General features: G+C 73.2%; 21 protein-coding genes and 1 tRNA gene. 11 read left to right on the top strand and 11 right to left on the bottom strand.

Annotated elements, in window-relative coordinates; all coding sequences use genetic code 11:
- Positions 1-46 precede the first annotated feature (46 nt).
- Positions 47-436: a winged helix-turn-helix transcriptional regulator gene (locus AC5RWQ_RS17085; RefSeq protein ID WP_494283696.1), complete on the bottom strand. Its 390-nt coding sequence runs from the start codon at positions 434-436 to the stop codon at positions 47-49.
- A 79-nt stretch (positions 437-515) separates the two neighbouring features.
- Here AC5RWQ_RS17085 and AC5RWQ_RS17080 point away from each other — a divergent pair, with 79 nt between their 5' ends.
- Entirely contained in the window at positions 516-1,958 is a 1,443-nt protein-coding gene (locus AC5RWQ_RS17080) for an MFS transporter (protein WP_494283695.1), read from the top strand.
- Here AC5RWQ_RS17080 and pdxR read toward each other — a convergent pair.
- Positions 1,898-3,301, bottom strand: coding sequence for a MocR-like pyridoxine biosynthesis transcription factor PdxR (pdxR, locus tag AC5RWQ_RS17075; RefSeq protein ID WP_494283794.1), 1,404 nt, complete (start codon positions 3,299-3,301; stop codon positions 1,898-1,900). The genes AC5RWQ_RS17080 and pdxR overlap by 61 nt on opposite strands.
- Positions 3,302-3,354: 53 nt before the next feature.
- On the opposite strand from pdxR, the gene AC5RWQ_RS17070 reads away from it, so the two are divergent.
- Positions 3,355-4,113, top strand: a complete 759-nt coding sequence (locus AC5RWQ_RS17070; protein ID WP_494283694.1) for an isocitrate lyase/PEP mutase family protein — start codon at positions 3,355-3,357, stop codon at positions 4,111-4,113.
- Between the two features lie 48 nt (positions 4,114-4,161).
- Positions 4,162-5,121 (top strand): DNA polymerase domain-containing protein, encoded by a 960-nt coding sequence (locus AC5RWQ_RS17065; RefSeq protein WP_494283693.1) that lies wholly within the window; start codon positions 4,162-4,164, stop codon positions 5,119-5,121.
- A 15-nt stretch (positions 5,122-5,136) separates the two neighbouring features.
- Here AC5RWQ_RS17065 and AC5RWQ_RS17060 read toward each other — a convergent pair whose 3' ends face one another.
- The 8 genes from AC5RWQ_RS17060 to AC5RWQ_RS17025 all read right to left on the bottom strand — a co-directional run bounded on the left by AC5RWQ_RS17060 (position 5,137) and on the right by AC5RWQ_RS17025 (position 13,486).
- Positions 5,137-6,348, bottom strand: coding sequence for an ROK family transcriptional regulator (locus tag AC5RWQ_RS17060; protein ID WP_494283793.1), 1,212 nt, complete (start codon positions 6,346-6,348; stop codon positions 5,137-5,139).
- Positions 6,349-6,480: 132 nt separating this feature from the next.
- Complete coding sequence (locus AC5RWQ_RS17055) at positions 6,481-7,584, bottom strand: substrate-binding domain-containing protein (protein ID WP_494283692.1); 1,104 nt, start codon at positions 7,582-7,584, stop codon at positions 6,481-6,483.
- Between the two features lie 52 nt (positions 7,585-7,636).
- Positions 7,637-8,938: a multiple monosaccharide ABC transporter permease gene (mmsB, locus tag AC5RWQ_RS17050; protein WP_494283691.1), complete on the bottom strand. Its 1,302-nt coding sequence runs from the start codon at positions 8,936-8,938 to the stop codon at positions 7,637-7,639.
- A complete protein-coding gene (mmsA, locus tag AC5RWQ_RS17045) occupies positions 8,935-10,482 on the bottom strand; it encodes a multiple monosaccharide ABC transporter ATP-binding protein (RefSeq protein WP_494283690.1) in 1,548 nt (515 codons plus the stop codon). Before mmsA ends, mmsB begins: the two co-directional genes overlap by 4 nt.
- A gap of 355 nt (positions 10,483-10,837) precedes the next feature.
- Positions 10,838-10,909 (bottom strand) — tRNA-Arg (locus AC5RWQ_RS17040).
- Positions 10,910-11,097: 188 nt separating this feature from the next.
- Positions 11,098-11,793 carry a winged helix-turn-helix domain-containing protein gene (locus AC5RWQ_RS17035; protein ID WP_494283792.1) on the bottom strand — a complete coding sequence of 232 codons (696 nt, stop codon included), beginning with the start codon at positions 11,791-11,793 and terminating at the stop codon, positions 11,098-11,100.
- Between the two features lie 199 nt (positions 11,794-11,992).
- Positions 11,993-12,661, bottom strand: coding sequence for a DUF305 domain-containing protein (locus AC5RWQ_RS17030; RefSeq protein ID WP_494283689.1), 669 nt, complete (start codon positions 12,659-12,661; stop codon positions 11,993-11,995).
- Between the two features lie 9 nt (positions 12,662-12,670).
- Positions 12,671-13,486 (bottom strand): thioredoxin-like domain-containing protein, encoded by an 816-nt coding sequence (locus AC5RWQ_RS17025; RefSeq protein WP_494283688.1) that lies wholly within the window; start codon positions 13,484-13,486, stop codon positions 12,671-12,673.
- Between the two features lie 98 nt (positions 13,487-13,584).
- On the opposite strand from AC5RWQ_RS17025, the gene argS reads away from it, so the two are divergent.
- The 7 genes from argS (at position 13,585) to AC5RWQ_RS16990 (ending at position 24,690) form a co-directional block, all read left to right on the top strand.
- Positions 13,585-15,249: an arginine--tRNA ligase gene (gene argS / locus AC5RWQ_RS17020; RefSeq protein WP_494283687.1), complete on the top strand. Its 1,665-nt coding sequence runs from the start codon at positions 13,585-13,587 to the stop codon at positions 15,247-15,249.
- Between the two features lie 3 nt (positions 15,250-15,252).
- Entirely contained in the window at positions 15,253-16,635 is a 1,383-nt protein-coding gene (lysA, locus tag AC5RWQ_RS17015; protein WP_334490867.1) for a diaminopimelate decarboxylase, read from the top strand.
- 8 nt (positions 16,636-16,643) lie between these two features.
- Entirely contained in the window at positions 16,644-17,957 is a 1,314-nt protein-coding gene (locus tag AC5RWQ_RS17010; protein ID WP_494283791.1) for a homoserine dehydrogenase, read from the top strand.
- Between the two features lie 108 nt (positions 17,958-18,065).
- Entirely contained in the window at positions 18,066-19,115 is a 1,050-nt protein-coding gene (gene thrC / locus AC5RWQ_RS17005) for a threonine synthase (protein WP_494283686.1), read from the top strand.
- 100 nt (positions 19,116-19,215) lie between these two features.
- Complete coding sequence (locus AC5RWQ_RS17000; RefSeq protein WP_494283685.1) at positions 19,216-22,485, top strand: efflux RND transporter permease subunit; 3,270 nt, start codon at positions 19,216-19,218, stop codon at positions 22,483-22,485.
- 124 nt (positions 22,486-22,609) lie between these two features.
- On the top strand, positions 22,610-23,434 hold the full coding sequence (locus tag AC5RWQ_RS16995; RefSeq protein WP_494283684.1) for a polysaccharide deacetylase family protein: 825 nt from the start codon (positions 22,610-22,612) through the stop codon (positions 23,432-23,434).
- A gap of 11 nt (positions 23,435-23,445) precedes the next feature.
- Entirely contained in the window at positions 23,446-24,690 is a 1,245-nt protein-coding gene (locus tag AC5RWQ_RS16990) for an MFS transporter (RefSeq protein WP_494283683.1), read from the top strand.
- A 25-nt stretch (positions 24,691-24,715) separates the two neighbouring features.
- Here the strand turns inward: AC5RWQ_RS16990 and AC5RWQ_RS16985 are convergent, their stop codons facing one another.
- Complete coding sequence (locus tag AC5RWQ_RS16985) at positions 24,716-25,207, bottom strand: hypothetical protein (protein ID WP_494283682.1); 492 nt, start codon at positions 25,205-25,207, stop codon at positions 24,716-24,718.
- Between the two features lie 109 nt (positions 25,208-25,316).
- On the opposite strand from AC5RWQ_RS16985, the gene thrB reads away from it, so the two are divergent.
- A complete protein-coding gene (gene thrB / locus AC5RWQ_RS16980) occupies positions 25,317-26,261 on the top strand; it encodes a homoserine kinase (RefSeq protein WP_494283681.1) in 945 nt (314 codons plus the stop codon).
- Positions 26,262-26,549: the final 288 nt, after the last annotated feature.

The raw sequence follows: 26,549 nt of genomic DNA, 5'->3' as shown, positions 1-26,549 counted from the left end.
CCTTGACCGATCGGTCAGACTCGTCGGGTGGCGTTCGCCACAGCGGTCAGGCCGGGCCGTGCTCCCGGTCGTACGCCGCCCGCGCCTCGCTGATCGCCGCGCGGTGCCGCTCGGCCCAGTGGGTGAGGGCGACCAGCGACTCGTAGAGCTCCATCGCCATCGGGGTCGCGCGGTACTCGACCTTCGGCGGCACGGTCGGGTGGACCTGCCGGGTGAGCAGGCCGTCCCGTTCCAGGTTGCGCAGGGTCAGCGTGAGCATCCGGCGACTGATCCCCTCGACCTGGCGTTCCAGTTCAGTGAAGCGGACCGGCCCGGGGGAGGCGGCCACCAGGATGCCGATGCTCCACTTGCCGCCCACCCGGTCGAGGGCCTCGCGGACCGTGCAGGCGCGGGCCTGGGCCCGGCCGATGGACACACAGTTGTTCCCCTGGGACACGAAAGTGCCTCCTTCCGCTCGTCCTGATGGTCACAGACGATGGTCTCGGTAACAAACCGTGCACCAAGGGAGACCTGCGATGAAGGACCGTTGGGCGGCGCTGCTCGTGCTCTGCGCGGGCAGCCTCATGATCATCCTGGACGGCAGCGTCGTGGCGGTGGCGCTGCCGGCGATCCAGCGCGACCTCGGCTTCTCCACCGCCGGCCTGGCCTGGGTGGTGAACGCCTACCTCGTCGCCTTCGGCGGCCTGCTGCTGTTCGGCGGGCGCCTCGGCGACCTGGCCGGCCGGCGCCGGGTCTTCCTCAGCGGGATCGCGCTCTTCACGCTCGCCTCGCTGGCCTGCGCGCTGGCGACCGGCCCGGCGACGCTCGTCGTCGCCCGCTTCCTCCAGGGCGCCGGCGGGGCCCTCGCCACGGCGGTCGGACTCGGCATGGTCGTCGCGCTCTTCCCCGCCCCGGCCGAACGGGCCCGCGCCATCGCGGTGTTCAGCTTCACCGGGGCGGCCGGCGCCTCGCTCGGTCTGGTGGCCGGGGGCTACCTGACCGAACTGGCCGGCTGGCGGTCGATCTTTCTGATCAACCTGCCGATCGGGCTGCTGATCGGCGGCGGCGCCGTGCTGCGGGTCCCCGCCGACCGGGGGCTCGGCGCGCGGGCCGGACTGGACCTGCTTGGCACGGTGCTGGTCACCGCGGGGCTGATGGCGACGGTGCTCGCCATCGTCGGCACCGGGGAGCACGGCTGGACCTCGCCCCGGACCCTCGCCGCCGCCGGCCTGGCCGCCGCCCTGCTCGGGGCGTTCGCGCTCCGGCAGGCGGTCGCCGCCACCCCGCTGCTGCCACCCCGGATCCTGCGCACGCCCGACCTGGTCGCCGCCAACCTGGTGCAGCTCCTCACCATCGCCGCGTTCTTCGGCTTCCAGTTCCTGCTCGCCGTGGCCCTGCAACAGGTGCTCGGGTTCGCCCCGGCCGCCACCGGCCTGGCCTTCCTGCCCACCCCGCTGCTGATCGCGGCGGTCTCGCTCGGCCTCGCCGGGCGGCTGATCGCGCGGTTCGGTGGCCGGGCGGTGCTCCTCGCCGGCCTGGGACTCGCCGCCGTCGGCTTCCTGCTGCTGGCCCGGCTGCCCGCCGACGGGCACTACCCGACCGACGTGCTGCCCGCGACGCTGGTCTTCGGGCTGGCCGGCGGACTGACCCTGCCGGCGGTCACCACGCTCGCCATGGCCGGTGCCGATCCCGCCGACGCCGGGCTCGCCTCCGGGCTGGCCAACACCACCCAGCAGGTCGGCGGCGCGCTCGGCCTGGCCGCGCTGGCCACCCTCGCCGCCCACCGGGCGACCGGGCTGCGCGGCGCCGGCTGGCCCGAGGTCGAGGCCCTGGCCGGCGGCTACCGGCTCGCGTTCGGGGCGGCCGCCGCGCTGGTGACGGCCGCCCTGCTGCTCGCCGTGGCGACCCTGCGCCGGAGTCAGGCCCGCCCGGCGACGGTTCGCAACACCTCGGCCAGCGCCTCCAGCGCGGCCGGATAGGCGTGCGCGGGCGGGGTGGCGTACCCGACGACCAGGCCGGGCGGGCCCGAACCGGGACGGTGCCGGTGCCCGTCCAGCCCGGTCAGCGCCAGCCCCCGCGCGGCCGCCCGGGCCAGCACCTCCGCCTCGGACGGGCCGCCCGCCGGCAGCGGGAGCACGGCGTGCAGGCCGGCGGAGACCCCGCCCGCCACCCGCCCGCCCAACCGGTCCAGCAGCAGGTCCCGCCGCTGCCGGTAGCGCCGCCGGACGGTGCGTACCTGCCGGTCGTACCCGTGGGTGTCGATCAGGTCGGCGAGCGCGAGTTGCCCGACCACCTCGGTCTGCACGTCCAGGTGGCGCTTGGCCTCCACCACGGGCCCAACCAGCCGGGCGGGCAGCACGAGCCAGGCCAGCCGCAGCGCCGGCCCGAGCGTCTTGGCGGCGGTGCCCACGTAGGCGACCTGCTCCGGCGCGGTGCCCTGCACCGCCCCCACCGGCTGCCGGTCGTAGCGGAACTCACCGTCGTAGTCGTCCTCGACCACCAGGGCGTCGGCGTCCCGGGCCCAGCCGGTCAGCGCGTGCCGGCGGGCCGGGTGCAGGGTCACCCCGGACGGGTACTGGTGGGCCGGGGTCACCACCGCCGCCGCCACCTCGGCCAGGTCGTCCGCGCCGAGCAGCCCGGTCCGGGCGCCCCGCTCGTCCACCGGCAGCGGCAGCACCCGGCCGCCCTGGCGGCGCACCACCTCCCGGTGGAACGGCAGCCCCGGATCCTCCATCGCCAGCACCGGCCGGCCGGCGTCGCGGAGCACCGTGGTGAGCAGCACCAGCGCCTGCACGTACCCGCTGGTGACCACGATCCGTTCCGGGTCGGCCAGCACGCCGCGGGCCCGGCCCAGGTAGCCCGCGAGCGCGGCCCGCAGCTCGGGCCGGCCGCGCGGGTCGCCGTAGCCGTACGCGCTGGCCGGGGCGGTGGCCAGCGCCCGGCGGGTGGCCCGCGACCAGGCGGCGACCGGGAAGGCGCCCACGTCGGGGCTGCCCGGGCGCAGGTCGTACCGGGGTGCGGCGGTGGCCGGCGGTGGGGCGGGAGCGGCCGGGGCGGCCCGCCGCAGCGGGCTCACCTCGGTGCCCGCGCCCACCCGGGCCACCAGCCAACCCTCGGCGACCAGCTGGTCGTAGGCGGCGCTGACCGTACCCCGGGCGACGCCCAGCTCGGCGGCGAGCGCGCGGGTGGCCGGGAGCCGGGCCGACGGCGGCAGCCGGCCGTCCCGGATCGCGGCGCGCAACGCCCGCTCCAGGCCGGCCCGCCGCCCGCCCGTGGCGTCCAGCTCCAAATGTAGGTCGACGCCGAAATCGGCCCAGTCCATCGGCACGGGATTGGAGCTTAGGGGCAGGCCGCCGGTCGGCCGACAATCGGTCCATGACCGATGCCCCTGCCGCCGTGCTACGTGCCCTGCACCGCCCCGGTGACCCGCTGCTCCTGCCGAACGCCTGGGACGCCGGCTCCGCCCGGGCCGTCGTCGCCGCCGGCTTCCCGGCGGTCGCCACCAGCAGCGGCGCCGTCGCCGAGTCGCTCGGCCACGCCGACGGCGAGGCCACCCCGGTCGCCGAGATGCTCGCCGCGGTGGCCCGGGTGGTCCGGTCGGTCCCGGTCCCGGTCACCGCAGACCTCGAGCGGGGGTACGGGCTGCGCCCGGCCGAACTGGTCGACCGGGTGCTGGCCACCGGGGCGGCCGGGCTCAACCTGGAGGACTCCGATCCGCGTACCGGCGAACTCTGCGACGCCGACACGCAGGCCGAGCTGCTCGCCGGGGTCAGGGCGGCGGCCGGGCCGGAGCTGGTGGTCAACGCCCGGGTGGACGTCTTCCTGCACGCCACCGGGGATCCCGCCGCCGGATTCGACGAGGCGGTCCGGCGGGCCCGCCGCTACCGGGAGGCCGGCGCCGACTGCGTCTACCCGATCGTGCTGGCCGACCCGGAGCTGATCGGCCGCTTCGTGGCGGCGGTCGGCGGGCCGGTGAACGTGTACCTGCGGGCCGGCGTGCCGACGGTGGCCGAGCTGGCCCGGCTCGGGGTGGCCCGGGTCAGCCTCGGCTCCGGCGTGTACGCCGCCGCGCGCACCCGGGCCGACGCGATGCTCGCCGCCCTGGCCGCCGGCGCCGACCCGTTCGCGGGCTGACCGCCGCGTCGGGTTGCCCCCGACCGGCGCGGCCGGCAAGGTGGGCGGATGAGCGGGGCCGACGAGACCCGGGACGGGGTCGCACTGACCAACCTGGACCAACCGCTGCTCGCCGGCGGGGACGTCACCAAGCGGGACCTGGTCGACTACCTGGACGCGGTGCGCGAGCGGATCCTGCCCGGCCTGCGGGACCGGCCGCTCTCGGTCATCCGGCTGCTGCGCGGGCAGGACCCGTTCATGCAGAAGAATCTGCCGAAGTACACCCCGGACTGGGTGCGCCGCACCTCGGTCTGGGCGGAGGCGTCGCACCGCCAGGTGTCCTACGCACTCTGCGACGACCGGCGCACCCTGCTCTGGTTCGCCAACCAGCGGGCCGTCGAGTACCACCCGACGCTGGGCACCGCCGCGCGCCCGGAGCACCCCATCCACCTGGTGCTCGACCTCGACCCGCCGGAGGGGGACGCGTTCGGCGCGGTCGTCCGGACGGCCGCACTGGTCCGGCGGGCGCTCGCCGACGTGGGGTTGACCGGGGCGGTGAAGACCAGCGGCGCGAAGGGCGTGCACGTCTTCGTGCCGGTGGTCGAGGAGACCACCGCGGAGGAGGCGGCCGCCGCCACCCGGGCCCTCGCGGTGCACACCGAACGGCTCGACCCGGCGCTGGCCACCACCGCCTTCATCCGCGAGGACCGGGGCGGCCGGGTCTTCGTCGACCCGACGCGGGCCGGCGGGGCGACGGTGGTCGCCGCGTACAGCCCCCGGATCCGGCCCGGCCTGCCGGTCTCGTTCCCGGTGGCCTGGGACGACCTGCCCGGGGTGACGCCGGGGGACTTCACCGTGCGGACCGTCCCGGCGCTGGTCGCCGAGCGGGACCCGTGGGCGGCGGCGCTGCCCGCGCCGCAGCGGCTTCCCGCAGACCTGGTGGCCGAGGGGCGGACCATCCCGGTGGCTCGGGTGCAGGCGATGCACGAGGGCAGACGGCGCGCCCGGGCCCGCCGGGAGGCCGGCTGACCCTTGGCTCGTGCCTCAGCCGGGCAGTCCGGCGTTGAGCGGGTCCGCCAGCAGCTGGTCGAAGGCCAGCTCGGCGGCGCCGACGAGGGCGGCGTCGCGGCCGAGCGCCGCCGCCCGCAGCCGCACGTGCTCCCGGGAGGCCGGCAGCGCCATCGCGTCCAGGCGGTGGCGGACGATGTCCGCCCCGGCGAGGTAGATCTCGCGCAGCGAGCCACCGAAGACGACCATGTCCGGATTGACCACGTTGACGAGGTTGGCGACCCCGAAGCCGAGCCAGTCGGCGACCCGCTCGACGGCTTCCCGGGCCGTGGGTTCGCCGTCGGCCGCGGCGCGGAGGACCTCGGCGACGGCGCCGCGCGCGGCCGGGTCCCGGCCGGCCTGGCGCAGCAGCGCCGCCTCGCCGATCTCGGTCTCCCAGCAGCCACGCGAGCCGCACCCGCAGGGCAGGCCGTGCGGGTTGACCACCATGTGGCCGACCTTGCCGCTGTGACCGCGGTGGCCGACGACCAGTCGGCCGCCGATGATGATGCCTGCGCTGACGCCGACGTCGCCGTGCAGGTAGACGAGATCGTCGATGCCGGCGGCCACCCCGCGGACGTGTTCGGCGAGGCCGCTGATGTCGGCCATGTCGCCGGCGACGAAGCCCGGGCGGGCGGCCAGCTCGGCGTCGAGGGCGGTGCCGAGCGCGTCGGCGCCGCCGATCCGGATCCGCCCGTCGCTGTCCCGGACGGTGTCGGTGACGGCGACCGCGCCGCCCACGAAGAGGGCGTCCTCCTCGACGGCGCGTTCCAGGTCGCGGACCATCGCGGCCAGCGGGGCGACCGCGTCGAGGATCGGCATGCCGTGCGGGCGGTCGGTCTCGCGCCGGTCGAGGATGCGGCCGCCGAGGCCGATCCGAGCGGCGCGCAGCAGGTCCGCCTCGATGCTCAGCGCGTGCGCGTAGACCCGCTCGGAACAGGGGCTGACCACCAGCGAGGGGCGGCCGGCGCGCCGGGCGGTGGTCGGGGCCTCCTCGGTGACGAGGCCGACGGCGGCGAGGTCGGCGGCGAGCGCGCCGATGGTGCTCCGGTTGAGGCCGAGGCGGCTGGTCAGCTCGGCCCGGGAGGTCGGGCCGTGGATGTGCACGTAGCGCAGCACCGCGCCGAGGTTCTGCCGCCGGATCTCCTCCTGGCCGGCGCCGGGCGTCGAGGGGATCGGGAAGTCCGGGCCGCGGCCGGGGCGGGGGATTCCGGACCGTACGGGTGCCACCACGGTCTGGTCCCCTCCTTCCGGGTTCCGCCTCACGGGCCGAGGCCCCGCACGACGAAGGGTCCCGGAAGGAGGCTTCCGGGACCCGACGTCAGCACTGTCCTGCGGTGATTACTTGGTGAGCGGCGAGAGCTTCGGGTCGTTGGCGTACGCCTCGGCCGCGTTCGCCTTGGTGACGGCGACCGGCGGGAGCAGGTACGTGTCGACGACCTTGCTGCCGTTGTTGTACGACTTGGTGTCGTTCACCTCGGGCGCGTTACCGGCCTGCAGGGACTTCACCATCGCGATGGTCTGCTTGACCAGGTTCCGGGTGTCCTTGTTGATCGTCATGTATTGCTCGCCAGCCATGATCGACTTGACCGACTCGACCTCGGAGTCCTGGCCGGTGACGACCGGGATCGGCTTGCCGGCACCCTTGATCGAGGTGATGATCGCGCGGGCCAGCGTGTCGTTCGGGGAGAGGACGCCGTCCAGCGCCTTGCTGCCGTAGGTCGAGGTCAGCAGCTGGTCCATGCGGGCCTGCGCACCCTCGGCCTTCCAGCCCTGGATGGCGGTCTGCTTGACGTCGGTCTGCTTCGAGGCGACGACGACGTTGCCCTTGTCGATCTCCGGCTTGAGCACGCTCATCGCGCCGTTGAAGAAGACACCGGCGTTGTTGTCGTCCGGCGAGCCGGAGAAGAGCTCGACGTTGTACGGGCCGTTCGGCTTCTTGGCCTTCATGCCGTCCAGCAGGGCCTGGCCCTGGAGCTGGCCGACCTTGAAGTTGTCGAACGCGACGTAGTAGTCGAGGTCCGGGGTGTTGGTGATCAGCCGGTCGTACGCGATGACCTTCGCGCCCGCCTGGTGCGCCGCGGCGACCTGGGTGGAGAGCTGCGCGGCGTCGGTCGCGCCGATGACGATGACCTTGGCGCCCTTGGTCACCATGGCGGTGATCTGCGCCTGCTGGTCGGCAACGGTGGTCGACGCGCCGGCGTACTGCACGTCGCTCTTGAAGCCGGCTTCCTTCAGGCCGTTGGTGAACAGGTCACCAGCGAGGACCCAGTTCTCCGAGGTCTTCGACGGCAGCGCGACACCGATCAGGGAGTCGGCCGCGAAGCCCTTGGCCGAGTCACCCGAACCGCTGCCGGAGTCGCCGTCACGGCCGGAGCCGCAGCCCGTGAGGGCCAGCGTCGCGATGGCGCCGATGGCCACCGTCTTGGCAAGGAAATTGCGCATGAGGAGGTAATGCCCTTCTACAGAGGTGATACGGGTGAGAGGTCGGTGGCCGTCAGCCGGACACCGTCGTCGTGGCGGGCTCGCGGCTCGCGTCGGACGAGGACGGGGGTGCGCTGCTCGGTGTGTCCCGGCGGAACGTGCGGGTGATGCTGCCGATGACCGAGAAGCGCCCCTGGCTCTTGTTGTAGACGTCGAGCGCGACCGCCAACAGCAGGACCAGGCCCTTGATGATCTGGACGCGGTCGGTGCCGACACCCAGGAGTTGCAGGCCGTTGTTGAGCACGGCCATGACCAGACCACCGACGATCGAACCGCTGATGGTCCCGATACCGCCGGAGACCGCCGCGCCACCGATGAAGACCGCGGCGATGGCGTCCAGTTCCCAGCCGTTGCCGTCCTGCGGGCCGGAGGCCGCCGAACGGGCCACGAAGATCATGCCGGCCAGTGCGGCCAGGGTCGACATGTTCATCATGACGAAAAAGTTGACCCGCTTGAGCTTCACGCCGGAGAGCTCCGCGGCCCGCGAGTTGCCGCCCACCGCGTAGATGTGCCGGCCGCCCGCGGTGTTGCGGGTGTAGAAGGAGTAGGCCAGGACCAGCGCCACCAGGATGATGCCGGAGACCGGGAAGCTGGTGCCGACCCGGCCGCTGGCGAAGCGCAGCGAGGCGAAGACGATCACGCCGACCATGACGGCCATCCGGAGCAACGAGATCCACATCGGTGCGGGGTCGGCGTCCATCTCCCGGCGGGTCTTGCGGGCCTGGAACTCCCGCCACACCACGGCCAGGCAGGCCGCCAGGCCGAGCAGCAGGGTCAGGTTGTTGTAGCCGGTGCCGGGACCCACCTCGGGCAGGAAGCCCGAGCCGATCACCCGGAAGCCCTCGGGCACCGGGATGGTGTTCGCGTTGCCGATGAACTGGTTGCCGCCGCGGAAGAGCAGCATGCCGGCCAGGGTGACGATGAACGCCGGTACCCCGATGTACGCCACCCAGAAGCCCTGCCAGGCGCCGATCGCCGCGCCGATCGCGAGGCCGAAGAGGATGGCGACGGGCCAGGGCAGCGACCACTCCGCCATCGACTTGGCCACCAGGATGCCGGCGAAGGCGGCGACCGAGCCGACCGACAGGTCGATGTGCCCGGCGACGATCACCATCAGCATGCCGATGGCCAGGATGAGGATGTACGAGTTCTGCTGGAACAGCGCGATCAGGTTGTCCGATCGCAGCGTCAGGCCGTCCGTCAGGACTTGGAACAGGACGACGATCGCCACCAGGGTGAAGATCATCCCGAACTGGCGGGCGTTGGACGTGGTGCCTCCGAAGAGGTTCTTCTGCAGGTCCTTGAATCGGCTCATCGTGTCTGCATCTTCTTCGTCGAGGTCATCTGCTTCATGAGGGTCTCCGGGTCCGCGTCCTCCCGGGCGATCTCGCCGGTGATGGCGCCTTCGAACACGGTGTAGATGCGGTCGCAGAGCCCGATCAGTTCAGGCAGTTCCGAGGAGATGACGATGACGCCCTTCCCCTCGTCGGCGAGCCGCTGGATGATGCCGTAGATCTCGTACTTGGCGCCCACGTCGATGCCGCGGGTCGGTTCGTCGAGGATCAGCAGGTCCGGGTCGGTGAACATCCACTTCGCCAGGACGACCTTCTGCTGGTTGCCGCCCGAGAGCTTGGAGACGCTCTCGTCGACCGTCGGGGCCTTGGTCCGCAGTTCCCTGCGGTACGCCTCGGCCGCCTTGTACTCCTGGACCTCGTCGAGGACGCCGTGGCGCGTGATCTTGGACAGCTTGGCGGCCACCGTCGACGCCTTGATGTCGTCGAGGAGGTTGAGGCCGATCGCCTTGCGGTCCTCGCTGACGTACGCGAGCCCGTGGTGGATCGCGTCCGCCACCGACTTGAGCACGATCTCCTTGCCGTCCTTGATGATCGTGCCGGACTCGAACACGCCGTACGAGCGCCCGAAGACGCTCATCGCCAGCTCGGTGCGGCCCGCGCCCATCAGCCCGGCGAAGCCCACGATCTCGCCGCGCCGGACGACGAAGCTCTCGTTCTTGCAGACCTGGCGCTCGGCCGAGATCGGGTGCCGCACGTTCCAGTTCCGCACCTCGAAGAAGACCTCACCGATCTTCGGGGTGTGGTCCGGGAACCGGCTGCTCAGCTCGCGGCCGACCATGCCCCGCACGATCCGGTCCTCGTCGACGCCGTCCGCCTTGATGTCCAGCGTCTCGACCGTCCGCCCGTCCCGGAGGATGGTGATCTGGTCGGCGATCGCCTCGATCTCGTTGAGCTTGTGCGAGATCATGATCGAGGTGATGCCGCGCGAGCGGAAGCCGCGGAGCAGGTCAAGCAGGTGCCGGGAGTCGGCCTCGTTCAGCGCCGCGGTCGGCTCGTCCAGGATGAGCAGCTTGACGTCCTTGGCGAACGCCTTGGCGATCTCCACCAACTGCTGCTTGCCGACACCGATGTCCTTGATCAGGGTGTCCGGGTCCTCGTCCAGACCGACCCGGGCCATCAGGTCCAGCGCCATCCGGTTCGCGGCCTTCCAGTCGATCGCCCCCCGCTTGCGCGGCTCGTTACCGAGGAAGATGTTCTCGGCGATCGACATGTCCGGGATGAGCGCGAGCTCCTGGTGGATGATCACGATGCCCGCGTGCTCGCTCGCCCGGATGTCGGAGAAGCGGGTCTCCGCGCCCTGATAGGTGATCTGGCCGTCGTAGGTGCCGTACGGGTAGACGCCGCTGAGGACCTTCATCAGCGTCGACTTGCCCGCGCCGTTCTCACCGCAGATGGCGTGAATCTCGCCGGCGCGCACCACCAGGTTGACGTCGGAGAGGGCCTTGACTCCTGGGAACTCCTTGGTGATGGAGCGCATCTCCAGGAGGATGGGAGCGTCGCTCATGGTTCGCACCACCTCGCCAACGTCATGGGTGCCTCCGGAAGGGGTAAGACCTTCACTTGTTTTTGTTGTCGACGGCAACGTATTGCGGGTTCGAGGCGATCGCAAGTGCTGGAGCGGAGCCAACATGTAACAATCCGGCAATATCGGTGTGCTGAGTCATCACAGGAGTCACCCCGGTCCCAGCCGGCATCGCCGACCTCGCCCGGGCCGGGCCACGGTGCTCGAGCTCACGCCTGGCGGCGCGGGCGGACGGCGGGCGATCTTCGGGCGCGGGGGTGACCGGCGGCCGAACCGGTGCCGAACAGCGAAAAAGGCCCCGGCGCACGCGCCAGGACCTTCCTCGTTCAGTTGTCTGTGCCCCCGGCAGGATTCGAACCTGCGCCCCCGCCTCCGGAGGGCGGTGCTCTATCCCCTGAGCTACGGGGGCTCAGCGACTCGAGAAGACTAGCAAACGCCCCCACCGATCGCCGAATCGGTATCCACCAACCCTCCGTGTCGCCCCGCCCCACCCGCAGCCCGTGTTGATCATGGGGTTGACGGCGAAGTCGATCTCCCTGGGTGCCGTCAACCTCATGATCAACGGCAGGGTTGGCGGGAGAGGGTGTCCGAGGGTGGTCAGGCGGCGGCCTGGGCGCGGCCGCAGCTGGGGAGCGGGTGCAGGACGATGCGCCGGGGCAGCCGGCGGGGCCACTCGTTCTTGGGCCAGGAGCCGTCCACGATCAGGTGTACCGTCCGCTCCTCGGCGCCGCTGAGCCGCAGCACGAAGTCGCGGGGGAGCGGCGCGTCGACGCCGGGCGTGGTCACCATGAACCGGACCCGCCCCCGGGACGACACCGCCGAGATCACGTCCGCGGCCGGCATGGTGCCGCGCAGCCGGACCCGGCCGATCCAGTAGACCTCGGCGTCGTGCTCCTGGGCGGCCCGGGTGATCGCCGGGTACTCGAGACGCACCCAGCGCTCGACCGCGCCGACGCAGAGCCCGCAGGCGCGCTCCCGCGGCTCCCGCGGACCCAACCCCCAGGCCCGCAGGTACGCCCCGGCCGTGCCGGCGTCCATCGCCACGTCGAACCGGCGCTGGATCAGCGTGGTGAGGCTCTGGCGCGTCCAGAGCTCCTCGTCCAGCCCGAACTCGTCGGGGTGGACGCCCCGCAGCAGGTCGATCAGTTCGAGTTCCTGTTCGCGGCTGAGCGTTCCGGGCTCGCCCTGCCGGTGTCCGCGACGGATGGCTGCCACCGCTCCGTCACCGCCGATGGTGTGGCGCCGGCACCAGCTGGTGACCGAACGCCGCGCGTCTCTCAGTGCAACCCCCACGTCCTGCGCAACGAGCCCGAATCGCAACTGGTCACGATATGTGGGGAGAAAAGTCTCTAAGCAGCGCAATGGGTTGGACCCACCGATCAGGCACGAAGTAGCCTAAAGGGTCTAATCGGGCGAAGTCGGGCCGGGAAACGGGAAGGCCCGCGTCCGCCTCAGCGGTACGCGGGCCTCCGGCCGGGATGTGCGGGAGCGGTCAGCCGCCCAGCCGCTTGAGCGCGGCCTGCAGATTGGTCAGATCCGTCTGCTGGGTGTTCCTCATGGTCTGCGCCACGCGCAGCACATCCTCGTCGTGCCCCTCGTCGAGGATGCCGTCGAGCATGTGGATCCCACCGAGATGGTGCCTGATCATCATCTGCAGGAAGAGGACGTCCAACTCCCGGCCCTGCGCGGCGCGCAGCTTCGCCATCTCCTCCGGGGTGGCCATGCCCGGCATCAGCCCGTTGCGCACCAGGCCCGCGCCGTCCGGCATCCAGGCCATCGCCGGCTCCGAGCCCGTCGGGTCCAGCCCCCACAGCCGCAGCCAGGTCTGCATGGTGCCGACCTCGCCCTGCTGGCCGCTGGCGATGTCGCCACCGATCTGACGCACCTCGCCGTCGGTGCCCCGCTGGAAGGCGAGCAGCCCCATCTCCACCGCCTGGGAGTGGTGCGTCGTCATGTCCCGGGCGAAGCCCGCCTCGGCCGAGGTGTCCCCCGGCCGGGTGAGTCCCGGGGTCAGCAGGCCGCCGGCGTACCCGAGGAGGAGGCCGACCACGACGGCGGCGGCCAGGGCCAGGACGCCGTAGCGGCGCGCGGACCCCCGGTCACCGTCGTCAGGGACCGCGATCTCCTCGGGCGCGCTGTCCGTCGTGGCGGGAGCGGTCATCACGCTTCCTTACTGGGTGGGCTGCTCGGGCATGTTCGGCGCGTCGTCCCGCGGGGTGGTGCCGGTGGCGGTGATGCCCGTGTTGCAGAGCGCCGTCGGCCCCTCGACGGACGCGTTCACCCGCAGCGTCTTGATGAAGTCGTCGATCCGGCCGTCGTCGGCGTTGTCGACCTTGAGCTGGTAGCCCCAGGCCTGGAGGGAGATCGGCTTGTCCAGCCCGTCGAACGGGCTGAGCATCAGCTTCTCCTTGCCCTGCACCTTCGCCTTGAGCTTCGCCACCTGGTCGGCCGGCAGGTCCGGGCGGTAGGTGATCCAGACCGCGCCGTGCTCCAGGCTGTGCACCGCGTGCTCGTTGGCGATCGGGGCGTCGTAGACGTCACCCATGCAGTTCTGCCAGCTGCCGTTGTGCGGGCCGGCCACCGGCGGGAGGACCGAGTACTTGATCGGCCCCTGCTGGTGGTTTCCGCCCTTGACGAGATCCTTGTCCTTGGCGCGGTAGTTGACGATGCCGTCGATGCCGTCCGCCCGCTTCTCCCACGGCTTGGAGCCCTGGAAGGCGGCGTACGCGCCGTAGCCGATGATCGCCGCGGCGAGCACGCCCACGGCGACGAAGAGCGCGATCGGGCCCCAGGACCGGCCCTGGCTCACCTTCACCGGCGTGACCGGCTTGCGGGGGCCCTTGCCGCCCGCGGTCTGCCGGGGAGTGCCCGCAGACGTGCCGGCCCCGGGCTTGGCGCCGGACGCGGGCCGGCCAGCCGCCGGCTTCTTGCCGGTGCTGACCACGGTCGGACGGCGCTCTGGGCCGCCCGGGGTGCTGATGCTCATCGTGCCTCGTCAGGTCGGTCGGTCAGGGGATCTGGCGGGCCGGGTGACGCAAAGGGTCGCCGCCGAGTGCCCGAGTCTACCCCCGATAACATGGTTCGGTGACTCCCGCAGAACTCGCCGAGGTCGTCCTCTCCGCAGCCCACGCCGTCTTCACCGACCGGGGCCTGGATCCCGCCGCGCTCCCGGCGCGCACGGCGGTGGAGCGACCCCGCAACCCCGAGCACGGCGACTACGCCTCGACGCTGGCCTTGCAGCTCAGCAAGAAGGTCGGGGTCCCGCCGCGGGAGCTGGCCGCCGCGCTGGCCGAGCAGCTCGGCCGGGCCGCCGGGGTCAAGTCGGTGGAGATCGCCGGCCCCGGCTTCCTCAACATCCGGCTCGACGCGGCCGCCGCCGGCCAGCTCGCCCGGTCGATCGTCGAGGCCGGCGCGGAGTACGGCCGCAGCGACCGGCTCGCCGGCCAGAAGATCAACCTGGAGTTCGTCTCGGCGAACCCGACCGGCCCGGTGCACATCGGCGGGGTCCGCTGGGCGGCCGTCGGCGACGCGCTGAGCCGCCTGCTCCGGGCCACCGGCGCCGAGGTCGGCACGGAGTACTACTTCAACGACGCCGGCTCCCAGATCGACCGGTTCGCCCGGTCGCTGCTCGCCGCCGCCAAGGGTGAGCCGGCCCCCGAGGACGGGTACGGCGGGGCGTACATCGCCGAGATCGCCGAGCAGGTCCGCGCCGTCCGCCCGGACGTGCTGGAGCAGGACGACGCCGCCGCCCAGGAGACCTTCCGGGTCGAGGGCGTCGCGCTGATGTTCGCCGAGATCAAGGCGTCGCTGCGCGCCTTCGGGGTGGAGTTCGACACCTACTTCAACGAGAAGGACCTGCACGACCGGGGCGAGCTGGAGCTGGCCCTCAACCGGCTGCGCGAGCAGGGCCACCTCTACGAGTCCGATGGCGCGACCTGGCTGCGCACCACCGACTTCGGCGACGACAAGGACCGGGTGCTGCGCAAGTCCAACGGCGAATGGACGTACTTCGCCGCCGACTGCGCCTACTACCTGGACAAGCGTGAGCGCGGCTTCGAGCGGGTCGTGATCATGCTGGGCGCCGACCACCACGGCTACATCGGCCGGATGAAGGCGATGGCCGCCTGCTTCGGCGACGACCCGGAGCGCAACCTGGAGATCCTGATCGGCCAGCTGGTCAACCTGGTCCGCGACGGCGCCCCGGTGCGGATGAGCAAGCGGGCCGGCACCGTGGTCACCCTGGAGGACCTGGTCGACGCGATCGGCGTGGACGCGTCCCGCTACGCGCTGGCCCGCTACTCCAGCGACTCCCCGATCGACATCGACGTGGAGCTGTGGACCCGGGCCACCCGCGACAACCCGGTCTACTACGTGCAGTACGTGGCCGCCCGGACGGCCAGCGTCGGCCGCAACGCCGCCGAGATCGGCCTGAGCCGGGGCGACGGGGACGCGTTCCACCCCGAGCTGCTCGACCACGAGAAGGAGAACGAGCTGCTCAAGGCGCTCGCCGAGTTCCCCGCCGTGGTCGCCTCCGCCGCCGAGCTGCGCGAACCCCACCGGGTGGCCCGCTACCTGGAGGACCTCTCCGGGGCGTACCACCGGTTCTACGACAACTGCCGGATCCTGCCCCGGGGCGACGAGGAGGTCACCGACCTGCACCGGGCCCGGCTCTGGCTCAACGACGCCACCCGGACGGTGATCGCCAACGGTCTTCGGCTGCTCGGCGTCTCCGCCCCGGAGAGGATGTAACCCATGCGCGCGCACGAAGCCGGCGCCCTGCACGGCGACATCGGCAGCCGGCCCGCCTGGCTGCGTACCCCGGACGACGTCAACGCCCTGGTGCCGCAGCTCTGGCCGCGGACCGTGACCCGCGGCGCGGACGGCGCGCTCGCCGTCGCGGGCCTCAGCGTCCGCGACCTCGCGGCCGAGTTCGGCACCCCGGTGTACGTCCTGGACGAGGACGACCTGCGCTCGCGCTGCCGCGACTTCCGGGCCGCCTTCCCGACCGAGGACGTCTACTACGCGGGCAAGGCGTTCCTCTGCCGCGCGGTGGTCCGGATGATCGCCGAGGAGGGCCTGCACCTGGATGTCTGCACCGGCGGCGAGCTGGCCACCGCGCTGGCGGCCGGGATGCCGGCGGAGCGGATCGGCTTCCACGGCAACAACAAGTCGGTGTCCGAGCTGACCCGGGCGCTGGACGCCGGGGTGGGGCGGATCATCCTCGACTCGTTCACCGAGATCGACCGGCTCACCGCGCTCGCCCGCGAGCGGGGGGTACGCCCCGGCGTCATGATCCGGGTCACCGTCGGCGTGGAGGCGCACACCCACGAGTTCATCGCCACCGCCCACGAGGACCAGAAGTTCGGCTTCTCGCTGGCCGGCGGGGCCGCCGCCGCGGCCGCCCTCAAGGTGCTCGACGAGGGCGTGCTCGACCTGCGGGGCCTGCACTCGCACATCGGCTCGCAGATCTTCGACGCCAACGGCTTCGAGGTCTCCGCCCGCCGGGTGCTCGCCCTCCAGGCGCAGATCCGCGACGCGCGCGGGGTGGAGCTGCCCGAGCTGGACCTGGGCGGCGGCTTCGGCATCGCGTACACCACGCAGGACGACCCGGCCTCGCCGCAGGAGCTGGCCAAGCGGCTCCGCAAGATCGTGGACGGCGAGTGCGCGGCGGAGCGGCTGGCCGTACCGCACCTGTCGATCGAGCCGGGGCGGGCCATCGTCGGCCCGGCGGTGTTCACCCTCTACGAGGTCGGCACGGTCAAGGACGTCGACGGGATCCGCACGTACGTCAGCGTCGACGGCGGGATGAGCGACAACATCCGCACCGCCCTCTACGACGCGTCGTACTCGGCCACGGTGGCCAACCGCGCCTCGACGGCCGAGCCGATGCTCGCCCGCGTGGTGGGAAAGCACTGTGAGTCCGGGGACATCGTGGTGAAGGATGAATTCCTGCCCGCCGACGTGCAGCCCGGAGATCTTGTCGCGGTGCCCGGCACCGGGGCGTACTGCCGGAGCATGGCCAGCAACTACAACCACGTGCCCCGACCCCCGGTGGTCGCGGTGCGCGAGGGCCGGGCCCGGCTGATCGTCCGGCGGGAGACCGAAGAGGACCTGCTCACCCTGGATGTGGGATGACATCACCTGTGCGTTTGGCGCTGCTCGGCTGCGGAACGGTCGGTAGCGAGGTGGTCCGGCTGCTGCACGAGCAGTCGACCGACCTCGCCGCCCGGATCGGCGCTCCGCTGGAGATCGCCGGCATCGCCGTACGCCGGGTCGGCCGGGACCGCGGCGACCTGCCGGTCGACCCGGCGCTGTTCACCACCGACCCGCTCGGGCTGATCAAGCGCGACGACGTCGACGTGGTGGTCGAGGTGGTCGGCGGCATCGAGCCGGCGCGGAGCTGGCTGGTGGAGGCGCTGCGGGCCGGCAAGAGCGTGGTCACCGCCAACAAGGCGCTGCTCGCCGAGGACGGCGCGGCGCTGCACGACGCCGCCGCCGAGGGTGGCGCCGACCTCTACTACGAGGCCAGCGTGGCCGGGGCGATCCCGCTGCTGCGCCCGCTGCGCGAGTCGCTGCACGGCGACCGGATCAACCGGGTCACCGGCATCGTCAACGGCACCACCAACTTCATCCTCTCCGCGATGGACGCCACCGGCGCCGGCTTCGCCGAGGCCCTGGAGGAGGCCACCGAACTGGGGTACGCCGAGGCGGACCCGACCGCCGACGTGGAGGGCTTCGACGCCGCCGCCAAGGCCGCCATCCTCGCCTCGCTGGCCTTCCACACCCGGGTCGGGGCCGCCGACGTGCATCGCGAGGGGATCACCGAGGTGACCGCCGCGGACGTGGCCAGCGCCAAGGCGATGGGCTGCACCATCAAGCTGCTCTGCATCGCGGCCCGGGGCACCGACACGGGCGGCCGGGAGACGGTCAGCGTCCGGGTGCACCCGGCGATGATCCCGCTGACCCACCCGCTGGCCAGCGTCGGCGACGCGTTCAACGCGGTCTTCGTCGAGGCCGAGGCGGCCGGGCAGCTGATGTTCTACGGCCGGGGCGCGGGCGGCGCGCCGACCGCCAGCGCGGTGCTCGGCGACGTGGTGGCGGTGGCCCGCAACCGGCTCGCGGGGGCGCGCGCGGCCAGCGAGTCCGCGTACGCCGACCTGGCGGTGCGCCCGATGGGGGAGGCGCTCACCCGCTACCACATCAGCCTCGACGTGGCCGACCGGCCGGGTGTGCTGGAGGCGGTCGCCGGGGTCTTCGCCCGGCACGACGTCTCCATCGCCACCGTCCGGCAGGGCCCGGCGGGCGGCGGGCCGGCCGGTCGGGGCGAGGACGCCGACCTGGTGATCGTCACCCACGTCGCCCCGGACGCCGCGCTCGCCGCGACCGTCCGCGAGCTGCGCGGGCTGGAGATCGTCCGTTCGGTGGCCAGCGTGCTGCGGGTCGAGGGCGGGGTCTAGACCGCATCCCGTCTGGTGGTCAGGGGCGGGTGCGGCGGGCGTCGGCCGGTGCGGCTGGTCCAGGCTTGACGTGCCCCCGGTGCGACGGGGCGAGGCGAGGAGAGCGACATGTGGCGGGGTCTGATCGAGACGTACCGGGACCGGCTGCCGGTCACCGACGCCACCCCGGTCGTCACCCTGCACGAGGGGAACACCCCGCTGCTGCCCGCGCCGGTGCTCTCCGCCCGGCTCGGCTGCGACGTGCACCTCAAGGTCGAGGGGGCCAACCCGACCGGCTCGTTCAAGGACCGCGGCATGACCGTCGCGGTCTCCAAGGCGGTCGAGGCCGGCGACAAGGCCATCATCTGCGCCTCCACCGGCAACACCAGCGCCTCCGCCGCGGCGTACGCGGCCCGGGCCGGGATCACCTGCGCGGTGCTGGTGCCGCAGGGCAAGATCGCGCTCGGCAAGCTGGCCCAGGCGCTGGTGCACGGCGCGAAGCTGCTCCAGGTGCAGGGCAACTTCGACGACTGCCTCTCGCTGGCCTCGAAGCTCGCCCAGGACTACCCGGTGGCCCTGGTCAACTCCGTCAACCCGGACCGGCTGCACGGGCAGAAGACCGCCGCCTTCGAGATCGTCGAGGCGCTCGGTGACGCGCCGGACATCCACTGCCTGCCGGTCGGCAACGCCGGCAACGTCTCGGCGTACTGGATGGGCTACTCCGACGACCTGCGCGTCGGCAACGCCACCAGGGCCCCGAAGATGTACGGCTTCCAGGCCGCCGGGGCCGCGCCGATCGTCACCGGCCGGGTGGTGCACGAGCCGTCCACCATCGCCACCGCCATCCGGATCGGCAACCCGGCCAGCTGGACCAAGGCGGTCGACGCCCGGGACGCCTCGCAGGGCCTGATCGCCGCCGTCACCGACCGGGAGATCCTGGCGGCGTACCGGCTGCTCGCCCGCGAGGTGGGGGTCTTCGTCGAGCTGGGCAGCGCGGCCAGCGTGGCCGGCCTGCTCCAGCAGGCCGCGGCGGGTCGTGTCCCGGCCGGCTCCACGGTGGTCTGCACGGTCACCGGGCACGGCCTCAAGGACCCGGAGTGGGCCATCTCCACCGCCCCCGCGCCGGTCACCATCGCCAACGACGCCCTGGCCGCCGCGCGCTCGCTCGACCTCGTCTGACCGCTGGCGGGCCGCCACGACCCGGCGGGGCTGGGGAAGATCCGGTCGGGCACACTTTGCGTACCCCGCATGCCCGTCTCCCCAGGAGTGAGCCAAGCCGATGTCGCTGCTCGCCAGATCCAGTCTCGCCAACCGGGGGTTGGTCGCCCTCATCGCGGTGGTGACCGCGGTGTTCGGGGCGTTCGCCGTGCCCTCCCTGAAGCAGCAGCTGCTGCCGTCGCTGGAGTTCCCCGGTGCGTTCGTCGTCGCGGTCTATCCCGGCGCCGGCCCCGAGGTCGTCGAGGCCCAGGTCACCGAGCCGATCGAGAACAGCCTCCAGGGCATCCGGGGGCTGGAGAAGGTCACCTCCGTCTCCCGGGAGGGCTCGGCCACCGTCTCGGTGCAATTCGCTTTCGGCACCGACATCGACGCCGCCGCCAACAAGATGCAGACCGCGCTCGGCCGTATCGACGCGCAACTGCCGGACGCGGTGGACCCGCAGGTGATCACCGGCAGCACCGACGACTTCCCGGCCGTGGTGCTGGCCGCCACCGGCGGCGACGACCAGCGCGCGCTGGTCGAGAAGCTGCGCGCCACCGTCGTACCGGAACTGGAAGGGATCGACGGCGTCCGCACCGTCGCGGTGACCGGCACCCGCGACCAGGTCGTGACGATCACCCCGATCCCGGCGAGGTTCGCCGCGGCGAAGCTGGCGCCGACCGCCATCGGCGCCGCCCTGAAGACCAACGGCATCGCCATCCCGGCCGGTACGGTCACCGACGGGACGCGCGCCCTGCCGGTGCAGGTCGGCACCCCGATCGCCACCCTGGACGAGCTGCGCGGCATCGTGCTCACCCCGGCCGTGCCGCGGGCTGGCCCGGTCCGCCTCGGCGACGTGGCGACCGTCGAGCGGCAGCTCGCCCCGGCCAACGCGATCACCCGGACCAACGGCACGGAGAGCATCGGCGTCGAGGTCACCGCCGCCCCGGACGGCAACGCGGTCCGTATCTCGCACGACATCCGGGACCGGTTGGCCGACCTGCGTTCCGCCTCCGGCGCCGAGCTGACGGTGGTCTTCGACCAGGCGCCGTTCGTCGAGCGCTCCATCGAGAGCCTGACCACCGAGGGCCTGCTCGGCCTGCTGATGGCGGTCGTGGTGATCCTGGTCTTCCTGCTGTCGGTGCGCTCCACCCTGGTCACCGCGGTCTCCATCCCGCTGTCGGTGGTGGTGGCGCTGCTCGCCCTCTGGATCGGCGACTACTCGCTCAACCTGCTCACCCTCGGCGCGCTCACCATCGCGGTCGGCCGAGTGGTCGACGACTCGATCGTGGTGCTGGAAAACATCAAACGGCACCTGGAGTACGGCGAGCCGAAGCGCGAGGCGATCGTCGCGGCGGTCCGCGAGGTGGCCGGCGCGGTGACCGCGTCCACCCTCACCACGGTCGCGGTCTTCGCGCCGATCGCGCTGGTCGGCGGCTTCGTCGGGCAGCTCTTCGCGCCGTTCGCGATCACCGTGACGGTGGCCCTGCTCGCCTCGCTGCTGGTGTCGCTGACCGTGATCCCGGTGTTGGCGTACTGGTTCCTGAAGCCGCCCGCGGCCGGCGCGGACGACGCCGCGCTGCGCCGGGCCGCCGAGGAGAAGGAGCTGCGCAGCCCGTTGCAGCGGGCGTACCTGCCGACAATCGGCTTCGCCACCCGCTCCCGGGGCACCCGGTGGATCACCGTGGCGGTGGGCCTGCTGCTGCTGCTCGGCACCCTCGGCCTCGCCGGCCAGCTGAAGACCAACTTCCTGGACGACTCCGGGCAGGACACCCTCACCATCCGCCAGGAGCTGCCCGCCGGCACCGGCCTGGCCGGCACCGACGCGGCGGCGAAGCGGGTCGAGGAGGTGCTGGGGCGCACCGACGGCGTCGAGACGTACCAGGTGACCGCCGGTGGTACCGACCGGCCGTGGGAGGGCGGCGGTGGCAACAACACCGCCGCCTGGTCGGTGGCGCTCGGCGACGACACCGACGCCAAGGAGATGAAGGAGGTCCTCCGCAGGGAGTTCGGCGCCCTCGGTGCCGAGGTCGGCGAGCTGACCTTCGGCCAGGGGCAGGGCGACCAGTTGGAGGTGGTGGCCCAGGCCGCCGACCCGGAGGCGCTGACCCGGGCGGCCGACGAGGCGAAGTCGGCGCTGGCCGGGATCTCCGGTGTCGAGGACGTCTCCACCAGCCTGGCGGAGCGGGTGCCGCGGGTGGACGTCCACGTCGACCGGCTCGCCGCGGCCCGGGTGGGGCTGAGCGAGGCGGCCGTCGGGCAGTTGGTGGCCCAGGCGTACCGGGGCGCGCCGCTGGGCCAGGTGAACCTGGACGGCGCCCAGCAGGACGTGGTGCTGCGGACGACGGCGGCCCCGCCGCTGACCGTGGAGCAGCTGCGGGCCCTGCCGGTCGGCCCGGTCAGGCTGGACGACATCGCCGACGTCACCCAGGGCGAGGGCCCGCAGCAGATCACCCGGATCGACGGCGAGCGCAGCGTCTCGGTGACCGGCACGGCCACCGGCTCCAACCTCGGCGCGACCACCAAGGAGCTGCGCAAACGGCTCGCCGACCTCGACGTGCCCGGCGCGACGGTGGCCGTGGGCGGGGCCAGTGCGCAGCAGGAGGACGCCTTCGGCGACCTCAGGCTGGCGGTGCTGGCGGCCATCGCCATCGTCTTCCTGATCATGGTGGCGACGTTCCGCAGCATCACCCAGGCGCTGATCCTGCTGATCTCGATCCCGTTCGCCGCGACCGGCGCGATCGCGCTGCTGCTGGCCACCGGCACCCCGCTGGGGGTGCCCGCGCTGATCGGCGTGCTGATGCTGGTCGGCATCGTGGTGACCAACGCGATCGTGCTGCTGGACCTGATCAACCAGTACCGGGCCCGGGGGATGGGCGTGGCCGAAGCGGTGGTCGAGGGCGGTCGGCGCCGGCTGCGGCCGATCCTGATGACCGCCGTCGCCACCATCTTCGCGCTGCTGCCGATGGCGTTCGGCCTCACCGGCGAGGGCGGCTTCATCTCCCAGCCGCTGGCGGTGGTGGTGATCGGCGGCCTGCTCAGCTCGACGCTGCTCACCCTGGTCCTGGTGCCGACGCTGTACACGATGGTGGAACGCACCAAGGAGTCGCTGCGGGCGCGGCGCTCCGGCGGGTCGACCCCGGGTGACGAGGTTCCCGCGTCCGCCGGCGCCCCGGCCGCCGCGCCGGTTCCGGCCCGCGCCGGAGCCGGGGGTACGACGGTCGGCGACACCTCCGTCGCGGAGTCACCGGGCCGCCCGGCTCCCTCGGCGGCCCTGCTCGACGGCACCGACCAGTTCGAGGTGCTGCGGCTGCCGAAGAGCCGCCGCTCGCCGCTGCCGCCGACCGAGTAGTCCGTCCGGCGACCCGCCCCCGGCCCGGTGCTCCATAGGGCCGGGGGCGTTGTCGTGCCTGCTCCGGCCGGTGCCATGATTCACTACCGTGAGCAGTCGATCACGGACTCAGGGTGAGGCGGCGATGGTGGACCCCGACGGCGGGCGGTGGGGGCGGCGGATCGTGCTGCGCCGGGGCGCCCTGCTGGCCGGGGGTGCCGCGCTCGGCGTGGCCGGAACCGTCGAGGGGACCCGGCTCGCCGACCGGCACCTGCCGATCGCCGGCGGCCCGGCCAGCGCCACCGTGGGCACGCGCCGGCAGCAGGTCGGCGGCGGCGCGCTGGAGGTGGTCTGGCACGTCCCGACCGCCGACCGGCTCGTCGCGCTCACCTTCGACGACGGTCCGCTGCCCCGGTGGACGCCGGCGGTGCTGGACACCCTGGACCGGTACGCGGTGCCCGCCACCTTCTTCCTGGTCGGCGAGCGGGTCCGGCGGCACGCCGCGCTGCTGCGCGGCCGGCTGGCCCGGCACGAGGTGGGCAACCACAGTTGGCGGCACCGGGATCTGGCCCGGCTGGACGCCGCCGCCGTCCACGACGACCTGCGTCGGTCGCACGACGCCATCACCGAGGTCGTCGGCGCGCCGCCCCGGCTGGCCCGCCCGCCCTACGGCCACCTGGGCGGCGCCGTGCTGCACGCCGCCGCCCGCCTCGACTACCGGCTGGTGCTCTGGTCGCTCCAGATGGTGGAGGGCGAATACCGGGCCGACCCGGCCGGCCACGCCCGACGGATCGTGGCCGACGTCGCGCCGGGCACCATCCTGCTCGCGCACGACGCCGGGTCCGACAACCGGCGGGTGGCACTGGACCGGCTCGGCACGATCGTCACCGGGCTGCGGGACCGGGGCTACACCTTCGTCACCGTCTCCGCGCTGCTGCGGCACGCGGCCGGGGCGCGCGGCGGCGGGTAGGGTTCGGGCACGTGTCGTCCACCCTCTCGGTCCTGCGCCGCAACCGGAACTTCCGCAACCTCTTCCTGGCCGAGCTGGTGGTCTTCGGGGCCGACTGGTTCGTCATGGTGCCGCTGCTCGTGCTGCTGCCGAGGCTGACCGGTAGCGGCGTCTGGGGCGCGCTGGTGCTCGCCCTGGACACCGGGGTGGTGGCGCTGCTGCTGCCGTACACCGGGACCATCGCCGACCGGTTCGACCGCAAGAAGATCATGATGGTGGCGAACGGCGTGGCGCTGCTCGGGGTGCTGCTCCTGCTCGGCGTGCGCGGGGCCGGCACGGCCTGGCTGGCGATGGTGGCGATCGCCGCCGTGGCGGTGGGTAAGGCGTTCTACTCCCCGGCCGCCCAGGCCGCCCTGCCCAATGTGCTCGACCCGGACGAGCTGGCCGCCGGCAACGCGGTCGCCGGCTCGGCCTGGGGCACGATGACGGTGGTCGGCGCCTCGCTCGGCGGCGTGCTGAGCGCGGCCGCCGGGCCGTACGCCTGCTTCTGGGTGGCGGCGGTCGGCCTGGCGCTGGCCGCGGGCCTGGCCGCGTTGATCCGCCGCCCCCTCCAGGCGCCCCGGGAGGCCGACCGGCCGACGCCGCGCACCTGGGCGGCGATCCGCGAGGCGCTGGGCTACATCGGACACCGGCCCCGGGTGCTGGCGCTGGTCACCGTGAAATCCGCGGTCGGCCTGGGCAACGGGGTGCTGACCGTCTTCCCGCTGCTCGCCGGGGTGTACGGCGCTGGGCCGATCGGTGCCGGGCTGCTCTTCGCCGCGCGCGGCGCCGGCGCGCTGGTCGGGCCGATCCTGATGCGCCGGGTGCTGACCAACCGGGCCTGGCTGCTGCCCGGGCTGGCCCTGTCGATGTCGCTGTACGGCCTGGCCTACCTGGGGGCCTCGGTGGCGCACTGGTTCCCGCTGGTGCTGGTCCTGGTCTTCGTCGCGCACTTCGGTGGCGGCAGCAACTGGGTGCTGTCGAACTTCGCCCTGCAGGGCGAGGTGCCGGACCGGCTGCGGGGCAGGGTCTTCGCCACCGACATGATGCTGGCGACGCTGGCCATCTCGGTGAGCCAGCTGGTCGTCGCCTCGGTGGTGGACGTGGTGGACGAGCGGGTGGTGCTGGCCGGCTGCGGCCTGGTGACCCTGGTGTACGCGGTGGGCTGGCGGGCGGCCACCCGTCGGCTCTCGCTGTCGGACCCGGCCGTGGCGCCGGAGCCGTCGACCGCGCCCTGACGCCGGGGCGCCGCGCCGGGCCGGCTCAGACCCGGCCGGGGGAGTGCGGCGGCAGGTCCGTCGCGCCCCACTGCGGGGCCGGGCCGGCGGCGGTGGCCGCGGGGTCGGCGGGGTGGCTTTCGTCGGCGGGGTGGCCTTCGTCGGCGGCGGGTGGCGTCCAGCCACCCCAGTCGCCGGCCGGCTGCCGCCCCCCGAACGCGGCGGCGAGGACCAGGCCGATGCCGACCGGATAGCCGATCCAGGCGATCGCGCTGACCAGCATGCTGAGCAGCCCGAACCGGCTTATGGCCCTCCCGCCTGCCCAGTCGGAGCTGATCAACTGGGGCGCGGCGAGGGCCCAGAACGTGCCGACCAGCTCCACGAGGAGCAGCACGACGACGCCGGAGAGCAGCAGCGTCCGGGCCCGTCGGGGCAGCCGGTCGCGGCGCGTCAGGGCCAGCACCAGCCCGGTGAGGAGCACGAGCAGGGCGGGCAGGTACCCGGCCAGCTGCAGGATCCGGTAGCCCATCAGGTCCATGCCCGCCTCCGTCTGGCCGTGGTCGCCGGGCCAGGCTAGCGGAAATGATCAGTTCCCACGGTCCGGTCGGGACCGCCGCGATGTCGGCCAGGAGCCCTAGCATGAGCCGGTGCCGATCACTTTCGTTTCCGGGCCGGTGCGGGTACGGGTGCCCGCGACCAGCGCCAACCTCGGCCCGGGCTTCGACGCCCTCGGGCTCGCCCTCGGTCTCTACGACGACGTGGCGGCCGAGGTGACCGCCGGCGGCGTCCGGGTGACGGTGACCGGCGAGGGCGCCGGCGAGCTGCCGGGGGACGACCGGCACCTGGTGGTCACCGCGATGCGGGCCGCCTTCGACGCGCTCGGCGGTCAGCCGGCCGGGCTGGCCCTGGAGTGCGTCAACCGGATCCCGCAGGCCCGTGGGCTGGGGTCCTCCTCGGCCGCGATCGTGGCCGGCGTGGTGCTGGCCCGCGCGCTGGTCGACGACGGCGCGCAGCGGCTCGACGACGACGCCGTGCTGCGGCTGGCCGCCGGGATCGAGGGCCATCCGGACAACGTGGCGCCCTGCCTGCTCGGCGGCTTCACCGTGGCCTGGACGGAGCCCGAGGGCGCGCGGGCGGTCGCGCTGCCGGTCGCCGAGGGGGTCCGCCCGACGGTCTTCGTGCCCGGCGAGCGGGGTCTCACGGCGGTCGCCCGGGCCGCGCTGCCGGCCACCGTCCCGCACGGCGACGCCGCGCTGAACGCCGGCCGGGCGGCGCTGCTGGTGCACGCGCTGACCACCGAGCCGGCGTTGCTGCTGCCGGCCACCGTCGACCGTCTGCATCAGGACTATCGCGCCCCCGGTATGCCGGCGACGGCCGCCCTGGTCAGCGAGTTGCGTGCGGCTGGTGTGGCGGCCGTGGTCAGTGGTGCGGGTCCGACGGTGCTGGCGTTGACCGAGCCGCCCGCGGGTTTCGAGCCGGGAACAGGCTGGCGGGCTGTCCGGTTACCAATAGAGGTGCACGGCGCCACCGCCGTACGGGGTAGACTTGGACACGCCGAGCGGGACCCTGTTGCCGCAGGTCGTAAGAGTTGATTACGCTCTAGCCTTAGCACAGCCGCGAAGCATGCGATCTCTCTGCGGGTCGGCGCACCCCCGAAGCTCTCGGCGGTCAGCCCGTCACCCCTGCCAAGGCCCACGCCGCACCGCAGTTTCCACAGGTCGCCGCAGACGGCGAGACCTGCTCACCGATGTTGGTGAGTCGGGAAACCGACCGGCTGCTGTGCCACAGACTCCCGCGACGCGTCAATGCGAGGCGGGTGCACCGAGGCCGCCCGGCCACCTTGCTTGTCGACCCCGGGCAGTCCCGGCCTTAATCGAGGG

The organism is Micromonospora sp. BS32 (genome assembly GCF_059089345.1).
This window is presented reverse-complemented; position numbering and strand designations above follow the sequence as displayed.